Here is a 19,483-nt window from a genome sequence, read left to right on the forward strand (position 1 = left end):
GAGATCACACTCATGTCACGCTCTATCCAGCGCGCTGGTTTTGCCGGCGCGGCGCTGCTTGTCATGCTTTTTGCGCCGACATTTGCATCCGCGGAGATCGGCTCAGACCCCAAGAACAATGGCCGAGCGAACCGCATCGTCGGCATCTGGGATGTCGATGTGGCCGTCGGGCCCTGTGGCGGTATGGCCGGCCCGCCGTTCCAGGCCCTGCACATGTATGCGCAGGGCGGCACCGGCCAGGTCGTGCCATCCAGCAACCCGGCCGCGAACTCCGCGCACCTGATGGTCTGGGAGCACCTGGGCGGCAACCACTACCGCGCGGCGATGAAGTTCTATCGCTATGACCTCGCCACCGGCGCGGCCATCGGCTACAACATCATCACCAACGACGTCACCATCAGCGATGACGGCAACGAGTATGCCGGCTCCGGCGTGGCCGAGTTCTACGCCATGGACGACACCTTCCAGGGGCAGGTCTGCCCGCAGTTCGCCGGGACGCGGTTTTCCGGTTAGCGCGTTGTGCCAGGCGGGTCCGTCCATCGGTGATGGGCCCGCCGCCGGCAAATCACTTAAAGTGGGGCCGTCCCGTACTTCATTCCGCGGATGGCCCGGATGCGCTTACGAAAAACCATCTTCTTCCTGTTCGTCACCCTTGCCGTGTCGCCGATGACGGCGCGATCGGACGAGGCAGGTGCCCGCAACCCCGTCATCTGGGCGGACGTCCCGGACGTGTCGGTGATCCGGGCCGGTGATCGGTACTACATGAGCAGCACCACGATGCACATGAACCCGGGCCTGCCGATCATGCGCTCGCCGGATCTCGTGAACTGGACGCTGGTGCGTTACGCCTACGACACGTTGGTGCACAACGATTCGATGAACCTGGTGAACGGCGAGGACGCCTACGGTGCCGGGTCGTGGGCCAGCAGCCTGCGGTATCACGAAGGCCGCTATTACGTGTCGACGTTCTCCTCGACGTCGGGCCGGACCCACGTGTACTGGACCGACGACATCGAAGACGGCGAATGGCAGTCGTCGTCATTCGAGCCGATGCTGCATGACCACTCGCTGTTTTTCGAGGACGGTCGCGTCTACATGGTCTGGGGCGCCGGGGAAATCCGCATGGTCGAACTTGAGCCGGATTTCTCGGGCATCCGTGCGGGCACCGAGCCGCGGGTCATCATCGCCGACGCCAGCGCGCCCATCGACGGCGAGATCATGCTGAAGGCCGAGGGCTCGCAGCTGTACAGGGTCGACGGCCGCTACTACCTGTTCAACATTGCCTGGCCGCGCGGTGGTATGCGCACGGTGCTGGTGCACCGCGCCGACTCGCTGGACGGCCCCTGGGAAGGGCGCATCGCGCTGCAGGACGCGGGCATCGCCCAGGGTGGCCTGGTCGACACACCGGACGGCCGCTGGTACGCCATGCTGTTCGGTGACCGCGGCGCCGTTGGCCGCATCCCCTACCTGGTGCCGGTAACCTGGGAGGACGGCTGGCCGGTGCTGGGCGAAGACGGCCAGGTGCCAGACACGCTCGACATCGCGGTGGCCAACACGAATGTCGCCGGTATCGTCACCTCCGACGAGTTCGACGGCCCCGGGCTGCCGTTGGCCTGGCAGTGGAACCACAACCCGTTGCCGGCGTACTGGTCGCTGGACGCGCGACCCGGTTTTCTGCGCCTGACGACCGACCGCGTTGATAACGGTTTCCTGGATACGCGCAACACCCTGACCCAGCGCACCTACGGCCCGGTCAGTGACGCGACCGTCAGCCTGGACGTGTCCGGCATGCGCGACGGTGATGTGGCCGGGCTGGGATTGCTGCAGCGGCACTATGGCTACGTGGCGGTGCGCCAGGAAGACGGCCAGCGCTTCATGGTCATGGTCAACGCTGGCGGTGATGCGCCTTTAGAGCAGGCCCGCGTGCCGCTGGACGGCGACGTGGTGCATTTCGCCGCCCGCGCGGATTTCCGTGACCTGGCCGACACGACGAGCTTCGAATTCAGCACCGACGGCACCACGTGGACGTCAATCGGCGAACCGCTAATGATGCGCTACACGCTGCCGCACTTCATGGGCTACCGGTTCGCACTGTTCAACGCCGCCACCCGCGAGGCCGGCGGTTACGTCGATTTCGACCACTACCGGGTTGAGCCGCCACCGGCCTGGGACGCGCCGCCGCCGCTGCCGTAGCGGCGCGTGAAGGACTCGTGGACTTCGTTGATGACCAGTTCATCGGGCAGAACCGCCGGCACAACTGAACCACGAAAGTCGCGCACATTGCGGGTGACGATGTGGGTGCAACCGGCAGATTCGGCAGCGGCCGCCACAACGGCATCTTCAAAGCCGGGCCAGTTCAGGGCCAAAGCCCTGTCGAGTTCTTTCTGGCCCACGGGTATGACCTCGAAGCGGCGTGCCGCCCAGTCCACCGATCGGTTGGCCACTTCACGCCCGGAGTGCTTTCTCATCAGAAAATAAAGTGTTGTTACGGAGTGGGACGCGAGTGCCGCAAGACGCTTGCCCGCCATGATTCGATTCAGCGTTCCCAATGATGTCGAATGAAAGGGGTGCCGAACCTGGAGGACGTCGACGATCACATTAAGGTTGACCAGGATCATAACCCGTACTTCTCTTTCAGATATTCGTATCGAAGTTCATCGACATCGACATCCGGCGGAATGATGCCAACCAGCCACTCCAGGTCGGGGTGGATTTCATCGGGCGTCTCGGCCTGCAGATACTCGAAGTATCGACCGATGACCTCGGTAACGGTCACGCCATGCTGCTTGGCGAACCGCTTTGCGAACTCCACGCGCTCGCGCGGCAAGCGGATGGTTAGTTTGGTGGTTTCAGGTTTCAAAGCCTTGGACTTTGGTTTGCTCATGACCTGCCTCCATAATACGGCTCATTTTTAAAAAGTATACGGCTAATCAGCCAGGTTTTCTGTAGGAACTTGTCGATCGGTCCCCGGTTTTTCGTTTTCCAGCCGGAATCGGGCATGCTGTCCCGGTCTTTGATATCGCCTGGAGCGAATGTATGAGCAACCCGCCCACCCGGTTGGACACAGAGCCCGCGCCTCCCAGCCTCACCGTCCCTCACCGCCCGGACTTCAGCCTGACCGGCGCAGGCGACGCCCCGGCCTGGGCCGACATCGACTGGGTACCGCTGAACCGCCGCCCGGGCGGCGCGCACGACTACAGCGCGCGCTTCAAATTGTGCTGGTCCGATACAGGCATTTACGTGCTGTTCGACGGCAGCGACCGGGTGCTCACCGCCACCCTGGGGGAAGACTTCCTGGACCTGTGGGAAGAAGACGTCTACGAGGTGTTTTTCTGGCCCGACGAGTCACACCCGGTCTATTTCGAGTACGAGATTTCGCCGCTGGGCTACGAGCTACCCATCCTGGTGCCCAACCTGGGTGGCCGCTTCCTGGGTTGGCGCCCGTGGCATTACGAGGGCGAGCGCAAGACCCGCAGGAAGGTGGCGGTTCGCGGCGGCGAGCAGGCGGCCATGGCCGAAGTCACAGGCTGGAGCGCCGAGGTTTTCATCCCCTTCGACCTGCTTAAACCGCTGGCCAATGTCCCCCCAGGACCGGGTACCACCTGGCGCGCCAACGTCTACCGCATGGACTACGACGACGGCAAAAAGACCCAGTGGGACTGGGCCCGGGTGGGCCCCAGCTTCCACGAGTTCCAGCGCTTCGGCGCGCTCGTTTTTGCCTGAGCCGCGACCGTTTCGGTACGCTCTCAGTCGTCGGAAAAACGGCGGGTGAGGGGGATCACGGTGACACCGTGCAGCACGATGGAGGTTGTCACCACCACCAGCGTGGCCGAGGTCAACACGACGGCGTCCGGCCCGTCCAGGCCGTGCTGGAGGGCGTAGGCCAGGTAGTAGAGCGAGCCGATGCCGCGGATGCCGAACCAGGACATCAGCCAGCGATCACGGCGATGGATGCCGGACCCCAGCATCCCCAGCTGCACCGCCACCGGGCGGATCACGAAAAACAGGCAGGCGGCCAGCAGCAGGTAGTGAACGGGCCATGAGTCCGCGAACAGCATGCCCCCCATCAGGATGATCAGGCCGACTTCGCCCAGTCGTTCGAGCGGCTGGATAAAGCGCAGCGAAACGAGTGTCATGTGGGGATCGCGCTCGTCCGTCTCGTCCTCCGTGGCGCACAGGTGGTGCTCGGTGCGGTGCAGCATGTAGCCGGCCGCGAACACGGCCAGGAACCCGTAGCTCTTCAGCAAGAGGGCGGCGCCGTAGGCAATCGCGATCAAGGCAAGCCCGGAGAAGTCCTCCGTGAATGCGCTGCTCAGCCCCCGGCGGTGGAGATGGGCGATGATCCAAGCGAACAGCGCGCCCAGCAGCCCGCCCACCGCCAGGCCGGCCGTCGTGGCCCAGATCACGTCGACGCCAAGCCAGCGCAGGTAGTGGTCGCCGAGTTCGTGCGCGCCCAGCAGACCCAGGCCCAGCATGACGAACGGAAACGCCGTGCCGTCGTTCAGGCCCGCTTCTCCGGTCAGGCTGAACCGCAGGGTGCTGGGGTCACGGATGTCCTTGACCTGGACATCGGAGGCCAGCACCGGGTCGGTAGGCGCCAGGATAGCGCCCAGCAGGACGGCCGCGCCCAGCGAGAGCCCCAGGAAGCCCATGCCGAACATGGCCACCAGCGCGATGCTGATCACCATGGTCACGGTCGCCAGGCGGAACGGTTTCCACCACGAGCGGTTGCCCAGCGGCGCGGCCAGTTTCAGCCCGGCCACGAACACGGAAATGATCACGCCGATCTCGGTCAGCACTTCGAACAGGCCGGACCGCGCGATCGGGTTGAAATGGAACACGGCAAACCCGGCCGGGCCCAGGGCAATGCCCGCCGCCAGGTAGACCATCGAGCTCGAAATCGAGAAACGCCGCACGTGCGCGGCCGTCATGGCCATGACGGCCATGACCGCACCCACGACCAGGAACCATCCCGCTACGCTCATCGGGCACCCGCGCCAGTAAAGGTGAACAAGGCGAAGGCGGGCGCCAATTGCGGGTTCAACATGCTTCTGCTCCTCGGTCGAATGGTTTTTGCCCCGGGGATTAAAGCATAAGCCGTGTCGTGGCACTGTGGCGAAGCAAAAGCGCTAAAATGGTGGGCCTTCACATGCCAACGTGATTCTTCATGAGCCGACCCGCCTCTGAACTCGAGACCGGCAAGCACGACGGCGACGCCGCCCGCCAGGGCGCGCACGACACGCCGCTGCGCTTTGTCACCGCCGCCAGCCTGTTCGACGGCCACGACGCCGCCATCAACATTATGCGCCGCCTGATCCAGGCGCAGGGCTGCGAGGTGATCCACCTGGGCCACAACCGCAGCGTGCTGGACATCGTCCGCGCGGCCATCCAGGAAGACGCCGACGCCATCGCCATTTCCAGCTACCAGGGCGGCCACAACGAGTATTTCCGCTTCATGATCGACCAGCTGCGCGAGCGCGGCGCCGGCCACATCAAGGTGTTCGGCGGCGGTGGCGGCACCATCACGCTGGATGAGATCGCCGAGCTGGAAGCCTACGGCGTGGAGCGCATCTACCACCCCGACGACGGCATGGGCCTGGGGCTGGTGGAGATGATCGAGGACGTGGTCGAGCGGGCAGGGCGCGACCGTGTCGACCCCGAGGACCCGGAAAAACTGCGCCGCGAAAACGCCAACGACGTCGCCGCCGTGCTCAGCATGATCGAGGAAGAGCGCTACGGCGACGCCGAACTGAAGATGAAACGCCACGAGTGGGCCGGCGCTGCGAAGCAGGCCCCCGTGATCGGCATCACCGGCACCGGCGGCGCCGGCAAGAGCTCGGTCACCGACGAGATCCTGAACCGCTTCCTGGCCTGCTTCCCGGGCAAGAACGTGGCCGTACTGGCCGTCGACCCCACCCGCCGCCGCACCGGCGGCGCGCTGCTGGGCGACCGCATCCGCATGAACAGCTTAAGGTCCGAGCACGTCTACATGCGCTCAATGGCCACGAGACGCCAGCACCTGGCCACCAGCAAGATGCTGAAAGACGCCGTGGATTTCCTCAAATCCGCCGGCTTTGATCTCGTCATCGTCGAGACCGCGGGCATCGGCCAGAGCGATTCCGAGATCGTCGACCTGGTGGATTTCCCGGTCTACGTGATGACCAGCGAGTTCGGCGCCCAGAGCCAGCTGGAGAAGATCGACATGCTCGACTTCGCCGAGCTGGTGATCCTGAACAAGTTCGACAAGCGCGGCGCCGAAGACGCGCTGCGCGATGTGCGCAAGCAGTGGAAGCGCAACCACCTGAAGTTCGACCTGGCCGACGAGCAGGTGCCGGTCTACCCGACCATCGCCAGCCAGTTCAACGACCCGGGCGTGACCTGGATGTTCGCCAACCTGGCGCGCCTGCTACAGGAAAAGCTGGATCTGCCGAAAGACGAGTGGACCGCCAACCTCGACACCCGCGTCAAGGAACCCAAGGCCACCGTGCTGATCCCGCCGGCGCGCACCCGGTACCTGGCCGAGATCGCCGAGCAGGGCAGGGCGATCAACGAGAATATCGAACGCCAGGCCGAGACCGCCCACCTGGCCCAGAGCTACCACGACGCCCTGGGCGCGCTGGAGGACTGCACCCGCCCGGCGCCGTTCGAGCGCTACACCGCCGAGCAGCTGAAACAGGAAGGCGAAGACGCCAGCCTGCTGACCCTGCGGCAGAAATATGACGCCGCCATCGGCGAGCTCAGCGAGGAAGCCCTGCAGCTGCTGCGCACCTGGCCGGAAAGAAAGGAAGGCATCCGCACCGAGCAATACGAATACCAGGTGCGCGGCAAGACCATCACCGGCAACAACTACCGCGAGAGCCTGTCCCACCTGCAGATCCCCAAGATCGGCATGCCCCGTGACGCCGACTGGGGCGAACTGCTCAGCTTCCTGATGCGCGAGAACCTGCCCGGCGGCTATCCCTACACCGCCGGCGTGTTCCCGTACCGCCGCACCGGCGAGGACCCGACCCGCATGTTCGCCGGCGAAGGCACGCCCGAGCGGACAAATCGGAGGTTCCACTACGTCAGCAAGGGCCAGCCCGCCGCCCGCCTGAGCACCGCCTTCGACTCGGTCACGCTCTACGGCGAGGACCCGGCCATCCGCCCGGACATCTACGGCAAGGTCGGCAACAGCGGCGTCAGCATCGCCACGCTGGACGACATGAAGAAGCTCTACAGCGGCTTTGATCTCTGCGCCCCCACCACATCGGTCAGCATGACGATCAACGGCCCCGCGCCGATGATCCTGGCGTTTTTCATGAACGCCGCCGTCGACCAGCAGGTGGAGAAGTACCTGAAGGAAGGAGGTAGGTGGGAGGAGGCAGAAAAGACCATCGACGCGTACTTCCAAGACAGGGAGCGCCCCAAGTACCACGGCGACCTCCCCGAAGGTAACGACGGTCTCGGCCTGGGCCTGCTCGGCATCACCGGCGACAAGCTGGTCGACGCCGACACCTACGCGAAGATCAAGAAGGACACGCTGAGCAAAGTCCGCGGCACCGTCCAGGCCGATATCCTGAAAGAGGACCAGGCCCAGAACACGTGTATTTTCAGCACCGAATTCGCCATGCGCATGATGGGCGACATCCAGCAGTACTTCGTCGACCACAACGTCCGCAATTTCTACAGCGTCAGCATCTCCGGCTACCACATCGCCGAGGCCGGCGCGAACCCGATCAGCCAGCTCGCGTTTACATTGAGCAACGGCTTCACCATCGTCGAGTACTACCTGGCCCGCGGCATGGCCATCGACGACTTCGCCCCCAACCTGAGCTTCTTCTTCAGCAACGGCATGGACCCCGAATACACGGTAATCGGCCGAGTCGCCCGCCGCATCTGGGCCCGCGCCATGCGCGAACGCTACGGCGCCAACACAAGGAGCCAGATGCTCAAATACCACATCCAGACGAGTGGAAGGAGCCTGCACGCCCAGGAAATCCAGTTCAACGATATAAGAACGACGCTGCAGGCCCTCTACGCCCTGTTCGACAACTGCAACAGCCTGCACACCAACGCCTACGACGAAGCCATCACCACCCCCACGGAAGAAAGCGTGCGCCGCGCCGTGGCCATCCAGATGATCATCAGCAAGGAACTGGGCCTGAACTACTGCGAAAACCCCTGGCAAGGCAGCTTCATCGTGGATGAATTGACCGACCTGGTCGAAGAAGCCGTCTACCAGGAATTCGAACGCCTAAGCGAACGCGGCGGCGTCCTCGGCGCCATGGACACCATGTACCAACGCTCCAAAATCCAGGAAGAATCCCTCTACTACGAACACAAAAAACACGACGGCTCCCTGCCCCTGATCGGCGTCAACACCTTCCTGGGTGGGAAAGACCCGCATGCCGAAGGCGGCGAGCTGGAGTTGATGCGGTCTACCGATGCTGAGAAGGATCAGCAGGTGGAGAACGTGGAGACCTACCGCTCAGCGCATGGGGATGAGAGTGGGGCGTTGCTTAGGGAGCTGCAGGACGTGGCTCGGAAGCGAGAAAATACTTTTGAGGCGTTGATGGCGGCGGGCAAGGTTTGTTCGCTGGGGTCGATGTCGCACGCGCTTTATGAGGTTGGGGGGGAGTATCGGAGGAATATGTAGAAGGGTTATTTCTGTAACAAAGATTCCCTTTCTTGAGAATGTAGAACTATCATGTCCTTCGGCCATTGGTTTGAGTAAATTTTTCTATCTGGAATCAAGATGGGGCTTCGCGAAGACGTTCAAAAATATGGTTTAGAGAAAGTTGTAAAGAGGAAGATCAAGAGGCTCTCCATTGAGGAAGTTCCGGAATTTATATCCTCGCTATTTTCGGTAGAAAATAGCCCTCCATTGGTTAAGAAAGGTGACTATTTCCCAACTATTGAAGGGTTAGGAAATGCGCCGATTTTTATTGAAGGGCCTGCGGAAATAAAGCTGCAGTTTCTACTAGCACTACAGAAAACCTTCCAATCTGAAATCGAATTTTTCTTAGATATTCGTGAATCAATCGCCGATGCTTTCCTCGTAAACGATTTTACGAAGGTCGATGCACTTGTCGCTGACCTTGAAACTCGCTGTGGTATTTCTTACTGGTCGGTGCAATGCCGACTCTTAATCGATGTTTTTGGAAATGACCATACGAAAAGAATTCAAAATTTAGAGAGTCACGCAGAATCGTTTTTCTCTCGTTATTGCAGCGCACTTCTTCGCCTCAAATTTACGCCAGGAATTAATATCTTTGAATTCAAGAATGTTGTGGCGTCAGTCAACGACGATTTGGGGGCAGAATACCAACACAACAGTGGTTTCAAAAATTTTACATCTCACTCTTCAGTAATCGAGCTGCTCTTGCTTCCTTCGACCTCATGGGAGCCGAGAGTCTCAATATCGCGGTTCTTAACGTCTCTTCAGTCGTTGCCCGTAATTGACCAGTTCTATGTGCTTCGAAAACTGTTGAGTCAACCCAAGGCATTGAAATCGATAAAAATGTCTGACGAAGAAGTTGCTCGAATTCTACCCGTTGATAAAGACCGTGTTTTCGCCAACCTGCGAGTTTCAATTGGCGATTTCAATGATCTGGGCAATTTTGAGTTTCCGATTGAACTGCATCAGAAGTATACGGTGGGTAAATATGCTGACGTAGTGAATTCTCGAAACGAGTTTTGTCAATCGGCAGCATTGTTTAGTGACACATTAGAAATAGTGGCGAATAGCATTCGGCGATGTAAACGAGATTTCGGTTCTCAGCAAGATATAGCCGAGCGTATCCAGTTCTCTGTCTCGACGCTCCTAAGAGGTGGAACACCTTCTGAAAAAGATCTGATCTCCCTACGGTCGATGTGTTTATTGTTTGCAAACTTTGACTGGTCCGAAATACTTTCAGATCTTGTTGCTAAATACTCGTCCATGATTAGCCCTGACGAGAGAATGCAGCTACGAACTGCTGATTTTTTTCGATGCCCAGTCAATCCTCGCTCGATCAAACTCATAACCGATCGCCGAACGCGACAAAAATTCATCAACTATTGCCGAAAGTTGTACGGTGATTCAGATGTTCTAAATCTGGTTGAAGCCGTTGAAAGTCAAAACTCAGAGCAAGTGAATCTGCTCACTTTGCCGGAATACAGGAAGCAAAAATATTGCGCAAAAATTGCTTTTACGACCGGGGAAATAGAGAAACTAGAAAGGATATTGGTGGCCCTTTCTACATCAAATGACCAGATAGCCGCAGGATTCGCAATTCAGTTTTTGGCATATGCCTTTCTCAAGACCGGTCAGCTTGAAAAGTCCATAAATTTGATTTCACAAGAAATAGCGGAAGACGAATTGAGGCACAGGATGCTTCCTGTCGTTGATATCGTTACTTTGATCAAAAAAATTGGTTTGAAAAATCTTCAGCGAGAGTTGGGAATTTGTAATGTTATTGGTGTTCATGAACGGTTTTTTGAAGCCAATTCCGAGTCATTGCTAAGGGCCGCCTTTCGAAATTACCTGGACGCTCAAGGTGTACGATCTCCCGCAGAATTGTTACGTCTAGGTATTGATGGTGATCAGCAGCTAATCTACTTTCTGGGTCGCGTCTGTCAAACTAATCTGCTTGACTGCCTTGAAACATTCGATAGCCAATCGTCTATTGATGAAGAACGAGTAAGAATTCTGCTAGAGCTACTGCGAACCGATTCTCAGTTTTCGCAAGAGGTTGAGAAAGAACTTCTCGCGATTACACGTGAGCGAGAACTAAGAAAGATTCTAGACCAACTCGGAGCAGGTAAGATTAACGTTGATCACGTTCGTCTTTTTGAAGCGATTAAAGACAAGTTGGCCAATGATTTTTCTAAACTCGAGGCACAATTGTCTGAAGGGATTCTTCCAAAGATCACTCGAGCGCAGATATTGACGGGAGAGAGAAAGGCCGGTCAGTTATTAGTGGCAAATCAGTCTTATCAGTATTTGACATCGATATTCAACAAAATCAAAGAAGGCTTTCTGTTTAGCAACGAGTTTGGCCTTGACGGCTACTTGAGCGTAAAGATTCGACATGCCGTGCTATCGGGCCGGATACTTGCTGTTTTCAAACAACGTGACCTGGTGTTGACCCAAACCGGCAACAACTCCTACGAGCATTCCGAGAGTTGGAAAGGTTTATTAAAAAGCGAATATAGCATCGCATTTGATGCGCTAAGGGCACTCAACGACGCGATTCATCAAATGAACTCATGGCTCCTAAAGGAAGTCATTCAAATTGAAATAGAGAATCAGAACCATCAGGCAGCTTTCAACTTCCATTACTCTCATGAGCAATTTGATGAAGTGTGCCGCGACGTTACCAAAGGTATGTCACTACCTGAAGTCTATGATGTTTGTATAGACCACCTTTATCGCCGATTAGCACGTTGTTTGGAGCGGGCAAAGATCGTCATTCAGGGGCGAGCAAAGGGTGAACTAGTTTCTGCGATTGATCAAATGCATGCTTTTGCCTTGACCCTAAATAATTCCCAGCAATTAGCTGACAATGCTACGGCTGTGAGAACAAGCATTCCTTCTGCAATTAATGAGATTTCAGACTGGTTTTCTCTCTCGAATGTGAAGAAGTACGTTGACTTTTCATTGGATACTTTAATTGATGCTGCCGTACGAACAATACGCCTTCGCCACCCGAATACTCAATTGGAAGTGACAAAGAACATTGCCACATTTTTACGTTTTCCAGGAAGTGCGCTAGAGCCCGTTTTCGACATTCTTCTTCTCGCGTTTGGCAATGTAATGACTCACTCGAAGCGTTCTAGCGAAGGTTGTGCTTGTGAAGTTGGATTATTCCAGGAGGAAGAAAAATACCGCATTGAATTTACGAATGAGGTGAGGTTCGCAAATTTAGAGGAATGTAGAGCATTAAATGATGACTTGGTTCAACGTCAGAGTTCCTATGATTCTGATACGCCAGATCTAATTCGAACGGAAGGTGGTAGCGGACTTGCGAAGATTCGCAAACTGGCCCGGGTGGATTTAGAGGCGGAGATTTCCCCTGAGTTTGGGATAGAGAACGGTAGATTTTATCTCAAAGTTTGGTTGCCAAGCATTTGTCGAGTCCAATGAAAATACTTGTGGTTGAAGACGATTCACGGAAGAGCGATCAGATAAAGGATGCGATTGACAATTTGACTGGTTCGAAAGGGGTTAATGTGGCTGATTCATGGCAATCGGGTTTATTGATGCTTAAGAGTGACGAGTGGGATTTTCTGGTTCTTGACATTTCGATTCCTCAGTTTTCCGGAAAAGGAGATGAAGGGCGTTTTAGGCACTTCGGAGGGATGGAGATACTCGAAGAATTAGAAAGAGTCGAAAAATTGATTCCTTTTGTCGTTATCACTGGATTTGATGAAATTGGCCATGGTGAAGACAAGAAGTCGTTTAACGAGCTCAAGTCCGATCTGCTTCGGCAGTACCCGAGCTTTTGCCGCGGCGTTGTCAGGTTCAAACCAAGTTCTACGTGGCGGCATGAACTTTCATTGGTAATGGAAGCATTCTGATGACCGGACTGAAAGTTCTTATTGTCGACGACAATCCAGTCAAAGCGAGAGAGATTTCTCGAGAAATATTAGGAATTGATCTTGAAGCATCAGTAGATGTCGCTAATACCGTAAATGAAGCCAAGAGAAAGCTTGTAGATTGGTATGACGTGCTGTTCTTGGATCTTGTCTTGCCCTTAAGGGATGGTGAAGAGCCAAGATCGGGCTCCGGGATTGAATTGTTGGGGGAAATCGAAGAGAACGACCGGTTTCGTTTACCTCCTCATGTTTTCGCTATTTCAGAGTATGGAGATCAGATAGAACAACACAGTGAACACTTCGAAAATCGAATTCTGGGGTTGCTCGCGTATGATGAAACATCGAATGAATGGAAGAAAAAACTTCGAAACCGGTTAGGTTATTTGTTGGAATCAAGGCGCCGCCGAGAAGCGTCTGTTTCTGATGGTTACGACGTCGATGTAGCTATCATATGTGCGCTTCGCGATCCGGAATTGAAACAAGTGCTCGCGTTGAGTGATAGTTGGAGCGATGAAGTTCCATTTAATGACACGACTCGGTATTGGCGAACAGAACTGCAACCTCAAGAAAACAGCATTAGTGTTGTGGCCTGTCATGTTGGCGACATGGGATCTACACCATGTGCAATCTTGTGTTCAAAGGTCGTGCGTTTGTTTAGGCCAAAGTTCCTGATTCTCACCGGAATTTGCGCAGGAATGAAGGAAACAGGTTTGGGGGACGTTTTAGTCGGAGACCCGGTTTGGAATTACCTTTCTGGCAAGTTGTGTCAGGAGGAGGGACTCTTAAAGCTTTATGCAGCGCCTAAGCAACTAAGGCTTGATCCGAGGGTGATTCCAATAATAGAAAAGGTCGAAGACTCGGGTGTTGTGAAGGAAGCGTACGATAGTTGGAAACAGGCCAAGCCACAATTTAGCCCGAAAGTTCATATTGGACCAATTGTTAGTGGTTCATCGGTTGTCGCTGATGACTCTGGGAATATTCAAGATATGGTGCTTTCTCAAAACCGCAAAACTGTTGGGCTAGAAATGGAAGCATACGGAGCAATGTACGCGGCATCTGTAGCGCCTGCACCACCACCAATTGCAATCGTTGTTAAATCAGTATGTGACTTCGCGGATGGAACTAAGAATGATGACTATCAAGACTACGCTGCATACACGAGCGCAAGGTTCTGTGCTCATTTAATTCCAAACTTGGTGTCCAACTTAAATCCATGAATACCTAGCCCAAATGGGTCTTTGCGCTCATTGCGCAACAGTAAGCTTACTCGGTTTGAGTATGAGTCAGCACGCAAACGCTAGGGGTTTGTCATTCTTCTCGGCAAACACGCGGCGCAGTTCGGTGGGGGAGTCGCAGACGCGGAAGTCGTAGTCGATGTCTTCCAGGGTGGTGTTGGCGGTGGGGCGGATTTGCAGGGCGTGGTCGAGCCAGGCTAGGTAGCCGTCGGAGCTGTTGCACCTGAATTGCGATTCCAGGGCGAGTTCGGTGACTTTTGCGCCGGCGCGTTGGGCCCAGGCCTTGATTTCTTCCTTGGTGCCGATGTCCTTCAGGGTCACACGCTGGTCTTCGTCGATGAAGAATACGCTGCAGCGCGCGGCGTCGATCAGTTCCTTGACCTGGTTTTCGCCCAGGTTGCCGTACAGGCCGGACTTCTCGTTCAGGCGGTGGGCCTCGTCGACCACCAGCACGTCCATGCCGTTGGGCTCGGCGTTGCGGGTCACGTAGTGCACCAGCTTCTCGCGGGCGGTGAGTTCGACCAGCAGGTTGATGGCCACCACGGACTTGCCGGTGCCGGGGCCGCCTTCGACGATCAGCTGGAACTCGCGGTTGCTCTGCAGCAGGCTGGACAGGTGGTCGGCCAGGTTCTTGGACGGCTTCAGCTCGATGTGGTCCTGCTGCACGGTTTCGTTGAAGTCGCGGATCAGGGTGGCGTAGGTCCAAGCTTGGTAGCTGGGGTTGGGGCACCTCGCGGTGGGCGCCGCCAGCATAGCGATGTTGGGACTGGTTTGCGAGGATTGAGGGCGAAACGGTTGTGGGTTTGAACTTTCTTACCTGTGATTTTGAACATTATAGGTTCACAGTAAAAACATGCAGAATAAACACTTGAACCTGAAGGAAATAACCAACGGCGTAACGCTTGAGACTACGGCCTAAAATGCCACAGGACCCGGTTTCAGAATGAAACCGGGTCCTCTTTCCACCCCTGACGGGGAATTTCAACTAGTTACCGTTGCCCCGGTTCGGCCAATCGCAACCCTCGCCGTCACAGGCGGGTACATCTGTCGATCGTTGACCCTGTGGGGTATTGAGCAAACGTATGGTTTCCAGTTGTCGCGCCAGGGAGGTTTCAAGAAGGGCCTGATTGGCATCAACAACTGCCTGAAGAGTGGCTAATAGCGCCTTGACGTCACCATCATGCAACGCCACTGCGGACTTTATATCCGCATCGTGATTTGCGACGGTGGTTTTTATGTCCAGATCGTGGATCGACACGATGCTCTTCATGTCTGAATCGTGATCCGCCAGGTTGGTATCGTGCGCCGCGATCTGGTTCCCAAGCGCGGTCTGCCCATTCAGCAGGTCGGCGTGGTCGTCTGACAAATCACTGATATCACTAAACAGTTCGTCGTGATCCATGTTCAGCTCGGCATCGGTATCGATAAGCTGGTCGTATATGACAACTGTATTTTCGAAAGCGGCCTCGATTTCAGCGGAATCCACCAATGCGTCCTGCAACGAGCATTGGGCCATAGCGATCTCAAGGCCCGACACCGTTGCAGCGACTACAGCGGCAGCCACGTAACAGACCTTGTCAGCAATAGGCGGCAAGGCAGCGCAGGCAACATTCAAGGAATCAATGGTGCCCGTTGCCGCGATACCAATTTCCAGCCCCGCCTCATAGTCAGCACTGCAGCGTTCGTCATTCAGTTTTCCGTCACCATCTGAGTCGGTCAGCGCACCCAAACCTTCCAGCGTTGCCGTGAAAGCAGTGTAGTTTCCGGCACCACCTGGGCTCGCAGGGTAAGGAGGAACCGCAGGGTTCCAGGGTGAAGGATCACCTCGAATAATGTTCTGTGTAGATATCTGCGGACTATCCTTCAAACGAATATCGGGCCCGCGAGCATAGATGTTTGGATCCAGTGACCGCTCGAGATAGTCAAGACTCAGGGACAGCGAGTCCAGGTCGCCCATCACACTCCGCAAAGCTTCGAGTGTCGTATCGTCGGCGTTCTCCAGCACCGATCTGTAGTCAGCAATACCGGGTCTGATAACGGATCCATAATCGTGAAATCGAAGCAACGTATTACGAAACTCTTCATTCGATTCACCGAATGCCGTACCCGGTAGTGCCAATACAAAAAGCGTTGTCACGAACGCGGCCTTCTGCAAAGGGTTCCACCCGAACTTTCCCAATAGCTTCATTATTGATTTCTCCCTTGGAATTCATGACCCGAAATGAGTCACTGAAATGGAATCCCCCTCTCACTACAGATTGCGGATTTTTAGGGGGATTTGTTTGCCTCCTGTCCGCTAAAGGCTCCATTTTCGATTACTGGTCGCTTCGCACCGTCCAAACCAGAGATGCATATGTGTTCCACCCCCGAATAAAACCCAGCACCTGGCCGGAATTGTTGATATCGGTGGCTTCAGATCTTTCCCCTTCCGGTCGGTTGTCCGGAATGGGCAGGCGGATCATCTTGTTGTTGGCATCCCAGATCACCGGGATGGTTAACCCATTCCAGTCATTTGCAATTTCGCCGGTGAAGACCGTTCCGGCAATCTGGCCGCGATCGTTGATGTCCGCGGAGTCCGCAGCCATGCCCGGGGGGTGCTCCAGCAGCGATGCCGAACCGTCTCGTTCCCACCTGACGGCATCGCCATAGCCCGGGGCGGCGCAGGCACCGGTCGCGACATTGTTGTTGTTGATGGCTCTCGGAAACGCGTTATTGCAGGTGTTTGGCCCTGGGGGCAATTCGAGTTGAGTCGGATTGCCAAACCGGTCCCAGCGAACCGGCTTCATGAAGTTGTTGTAGTCGAGGTCCCACCAACCGCTTCGACCAATCGCCGTGCCACCATTATTCACATCCGTGGCAATGGCGACGTCATCACCCGGAAGCGGAACCAGGATTTCCAGTTCATGACCAGGGTTCCAAAGCACCGCGGTGGAATAGGTAAAGTTGGTCGGGTTGCTGTCACCGACGGCGATACCGCGATTGTTCATCCCCCTGAAAAAAAGTTCTGAGTCACCGCTCAGTGGGTAGGTGATTTCTATCGTGCCATCGCTGCCCCAGAATACATTGGTCGTCCGCTCGGGAATGCAATTGCCGATCGCGTCACCCTTGTTGTTGATCAGGTAAGGGACGGCGGAGACACTGCATTCGATCGGAATCGGCAGCGCTATGGGAACACCGCTGTTGTCCCATACCACGGGCTGCAGGTTCGGTGAATCTGAGTCTGACAGGCCAACAACGAATCCGGCATCGTTGATGTCATAGGCATAGGCAACCGTGCCGCCTTCGAGCGGAGCGAGAATCACCGGATCACTGATCTCAACCTGGGCGAGCGCCCCGGAACTGAGGGTCATCATGGATGAAAAAAATATGCCCCGGGCACATGTGGATAATTTTAGCTGGCTCATCATTTCGTAAGCATCCCTGGTTCCATGGGTGTCAATTGCGCCGTTCGAAATCGCAATCGCACTAAACACATTTACAGTAGACAAGTGCCTGTATCGAGTCCTGAGGGTGACATGATTTTTTTATGATGGGTGACCGGCCGGCGTGCTAGGTTATCGGTCAATGGAAGCCTGCGAAGACAACGCGATGAACAGTCGCATGCCCTTCTTCATGAATGGCGTGTATATCGAGCCCGACGCCCTGCGGATCAGCAGAAAAAAGTCCGAATTGCGAATTGAACCCAAGGTCATGGCCCTGTTGGTGGCACTTTCCGAGCGGCCGGGCAAGCTGTGGACGCGTGATGAACTCATCACGCGCATCTGGGCGGGTGAATCGGCAAACGACGAGACGCTGACCCGCATTGTCTATTTGCTGCGCAAGGCGCTCTCGAGTGTCGCCGCGGCGGCCGGGGCCGTGAGAACGGTGCCAAAACTCGGCTACCGCCTGGACGCGGAAGTCTGGGCTGTAGGCGATGAGTCCGATGAGGGGGCGTCAAAGACGGCAATCATGACGCCGTTTTCAGTGGCCGTGCTTCCCGTGGTCGATGTTTCTGCTGGAAGTGATGGCGGCTTCCTGGCCGACGGCCTGACCAGGGATCTCACTACCCTGATGTCACGTACGCCCCGTTTTCGCGTTACCCCGCAGAGTTCTGCCGCGCGTTACTCCGCCGACGACCTGGGCACTGTGGATGTTGCCAAGGCCCTCTGTGCTCGTTACCTGGTCACGGCCTCGCTGGCGCGCTCCGGGAACTCGGTACGGATTCGCGTTGACCTGGCTGACGCCGCCGACGACACGCTGCTCTGGGCGGACAAGTTTCAAACGGATCTCGACCACTTTTTCGAAGTGCAGGAAGACGTCGTGTGCAGCATCACGACCGCCATCGCCGCAAAAGTCAATGTCGTACAGCCATTGCGCGTTCGACGCACCGGTCGATTCAATCTCTCGGCCTATGAGCGGGTTCAGGCGGCCGAGTCATTGCGCCTGAATTACGGGCGCGAAAGCGCAAAGAAAATCGTCGCCATGTTGCAGGAAGCGCTCGAGATCGAACCCGACGACCCGATCGCGCGCGCTGCACTTTCTGTGCAACTCAGCCAGAACGTGGTCAGCCAGTGGGCGGATGATCCGGCGGCGACCATCGCCGAGGCGGACCGCCTGATCGCCGAAGCGCTCGCTGCCGCACCAACGGACCCGGAGGTTCTGACGGCCGCCGGCATCGTCGCCACCATGTTTCATCGGCCCGACGAAGCCATCCGCTACCTGGAAGTCGCGACCGCTCGTAACCCCAACGACGCACACGCCCTGGCCGTACTGGGCTGGCAGCATTGCCTGCGCCACTCGGACCCTGCCGGGATCGGCCTGATCGAAACCGCCGAGGATCGCGCCCCGCACCATCCCCGATTCGGCTTGTGGGCGACGTACCGCGCCACCGCTCACTTGTTCATGCTGAACTATGCGGAGGGGCTGCGAGGGGGGCGGCACGCGGTCGAGCGTACCCCCCATTACTACCAGCCACGCCTGACGTGCGCCTGGGCACACACGGGCCTTGGAGACGAACAGTCGGCGTTGCGTGAAATCGACAAAGCCCGCAAACAGGAATCCGAAGACATCATGGAAAAGTTCGTCGCGGAAATGCGTCGGTGGTCAGCAAACTCGCCAAACAGGGACCAGTGCTGGGCAGTACTGGAACAACTCCGCGCCTTGCGGGATTAGATTGCCGCTTGTCCAATCGTTGAGATCGGCCAGGATTTTCTGATCGATGACATTGGCGAAAACGTCCCTTGTGAACTGGGCGCGGGTGCCGCTGTAGATGATCATGGAAATCCCCCTCTAGTACAGCTTACGGATTTTGCTCGGTTTGGTATGCCGGCCATTTTGACTACATGTATTCATGCGAATACAATTTGGATCACTTCACAATGCGCACCATAACTTTCATGCCGACCACAATCCGCTTGAAGCCGGAAACCGAGGCGCGACTTGACCGGTTGGCGCAGCAAACCGGCCGCAGCAAGGCGTTCTACCTGCGCCAGTTGATCGAGGATAACCTCGACGATCTAGAGGATATCTACCTGGCCGAGAAACGCCTGGAAGATCTGCGCGCCGGTAAGTCTTCAACCATGAGCGCGGATGAGGTGTGGGGTGAGCTGGACGATTGAGTTCGAGCGCGCCGCGGCCCGTGAATTCAAAAAGCTCGACTTAGGGGCGCAGAGGCGAATTCGGGACTACTTCAGGAAACGTGTACTCGCCGC

14 protein-coding genes and 1 pseudogene are annotated in these 19,483 nt (G+C 56.6%); 9 read left to right on the forward strand and 6 right to left on the reverse strand.

What is annotated here, in order from left to right:
* Positions 1-12: 12 nt before the first annotated feature.
* Together F3N42_RS00400 and F3N42_RS00405 are read left to right on the forward strand one after the other, a co-directional pair.
* Entirely contained in the window at positions 13-513 is a 501-nt protein-coding gene (locus F3N42_RS00400) for a hypothetical protein (RefSeq protein ID WP_150862396.1), read from the forward strand.
* Between the two features lie 99 nt (positions 514-612).
* Positions 613-2,193 (forward strand): glycoside hydrolase family 43 protein, encoded by a 1,581-nt coding sequence (locus tag F3N42_RS00405; protein WP_150862397.1) that lies wholly within the window; start codon positions 613-615, stop codon positions 2,191-2,193.
* On the opposite strand, the gene F3N42_RS00410 is transcribed toward F3N42_RS00405, so the two are convergent.
* Together F3N42_RS00410 and F3N42_RS00415 are read right to left on the reverse strand one after the other, a co-directional pair.
* Positions 2,142-2,618: a type II toxin-antitoxin system VapC family toxin gene (locus tag F3N42_RS00410; RefSeq protein WP_150862398.1), complete on the reverse strand. Its 477-nt coding sequence runs from the start codon at positions 2,616-2,618 to the stop codon at positions 2,142-2,144. The genes F3N42_RS00405 and F3N42_RS00410 overlap by 52 nt on opposite strands.
* Positions 2,615-2,884, reverse strand: a complete 270-nt coding sequence (locus F3N42_RS00415; protein WP_224784600.1) for a DUF6364 family protein — start codon at positions 2,882-2,884, stop codon at positions 2,615-2,617. Before F3N42_RS00415 ends, F3N42_RS00410 begins: the two co-directional genes overlap by 4 nt.
* Positions 2,885-3,036: 152 nt before the next feature.
* On the opposite strand from F3N42_RS00415, the gene F3N42_RS00420 reads away from it, so the two are divergent.
* The gene (locus tag F3N42_RS00420) at positions 3,037-3,723 is read left to right on the forward strand and encodes a carbohydrate-binding family 9-like protein (protein ID WP_150862399.1); all 687 of its coding nucleotides are present in this window, start codon (positions 3,037-3,039) and stop codon (positions 3,721-3,723) included.
* 23 nt (positions 3,724-3,746) lie between these two features.
* On the opposite strand, the gene F3N42_RS00425 is transcribed toward F3N42_RS00420, so the two are convergent.
* Complete coding sequence (locus tag F3N42_RS00425; protein ID WP_150862400.1) at positions 3,747-4,985, reverse strand: cation:proton antiporter; 1,239 nt, start codon at positions 4,983-4,985, stop codon at positions 3,747-3,749.
* Between the two features lie 182 nt (positions 4,986-5,167).
* On the opposite strand from F3N42_RS00425, the gene F3N42_RS00430 reads away from it, so the two are divergent.
* The 4 genes from F3N42_RS00430 (at position 5,168) to F3N42_RS00445 (ending at position 13,775) form a co-directional block, all read left to right on the forward strand.
* Positions 5,168-8,635, forward strand: a complete 3,468-nt coding sequence (locus F3N42_RS00430; protein ID WP_150862401.1) for a methylmalonyl-CoA mutase family protein — start codon at positions 5,168-5,170, stop codon at positions 8,633-8,635.
* A gap of 99 nt (positions 8,636-8,734) precedes the next feature.
* The gene (locus F3N42_RS00435; protein ID WP_150862402.1) at positions 8,735-12,106 is read left to right on the forward strand and encodes a hypothetical protein; all 3,372 of its coding nucleotides are present in this window, start codon (positions 8,735-8,737) and stop codon (positions 12,104-12,106) included.
* An 8-nt stretch (positions 12,107-12,114) separates the two neighbouring features.
* On the forward strand, positions 12,115-12,540 hold the full coding sequence (locus F3N42_RS00440; protein ID WP_191621133.1) for a response regulator: 426 nt from the start codon (positions 12,115-12,117) through the stop codon (positions 12,538-12,540).
* Positions 12,540-13,775: a phosphorylase family protein gene (locus F3N42_RS00445; RefSeq protein WP_150862404.1), complete on the forward strand. Its 1,236-nt coding sequence runs from the start codon at positions 12,540-12,542 to the stop codon at positions 13,773-13,775. Before F3N42_RS00440 ends, F3N42_RS00445 begins: the two co-directional genes overlap by 1 nt.
* Before the next feature lie 102 nt (positions 13,776-13,877).
* Here F3N42_RS00445 and F3N42_RS00450 read toward each other — a convergent pair.
* The 3 genes and pseudogenes from F3N42_RS00450 to F3N42_RS00460 all read right to left on the reverse strand — a co-directional run.
* Positions 13,878-14,547, reverse strand: a pseudogene (locus F3N42_RS00450) (DNA/RNA helicase domain-containing protein); the annotation flags it as partial.
* Between the two features lie 231 nt (positions 14,548-14,778).
* Positions 14,779-15,981, reverse strand: a complete 1,203-nt coding sequence (locus tag F3N42_RS00455; protein ID WP_150862406.1) for a hypothetical protein — start codon at positions 15,979-15,981, stop codon at positions 14,779-14,781.
* A gap of 127 nt (positions 15,982-16,108) precedes the next feature.
* Positions 16,109-17,266, reverse strand: a complete 1,158-nt coding sequence (locus F3N42_RS00460; protein WP_191621134.1) for a hypothetical protein — start codon at positions 17,264-17,266, stop codon at positions 16,109-16,111.
* Between the two features lie 91 nt (positions 17,267-17,357).
* Here F3N42_RS00460 and F3N42_RS00465 point away from each other — a divergent pair, with 91 nt between their 5' ends.
* Positions 17,358-18,944, forward strand: a complete 1,587-nt coding sequence (locus F3N42_RS00465; RefSeq protein ID WP_150862408.1) for a winged helix-turn-helix domain-containing protein — start codon at positions 17,358-17,360, stop codon at positions 18,942-18,944.
* 224 nt (positions 18,945-19,168) lie between these two features.
* The gene (gene relB, locus F3N42_RS00470; RefSeq protein WP_150862409.1) at positions 19,169-19,390 is read left to right on the forward strand and encodes a type II toxin-antitoxin system RelB family antitoxin; all 222 of its coding nucleotides are present in this window, start codon (positions 19,169-19,171) and stop codon (positions 19,388-19,390) included.
* Positions 19,391-19,483 lie beyond the last annotated feature (93 nt).

The organism is Marinihelvus fidelis, from assembly GCF_008725655.1.
Lineage (GTDB): Bacteria > Pseudomonadota > Gammaproteobacteria > Xanthomonadales > SZUA-36 > Marinihelvus > Marinihelvus fidelis.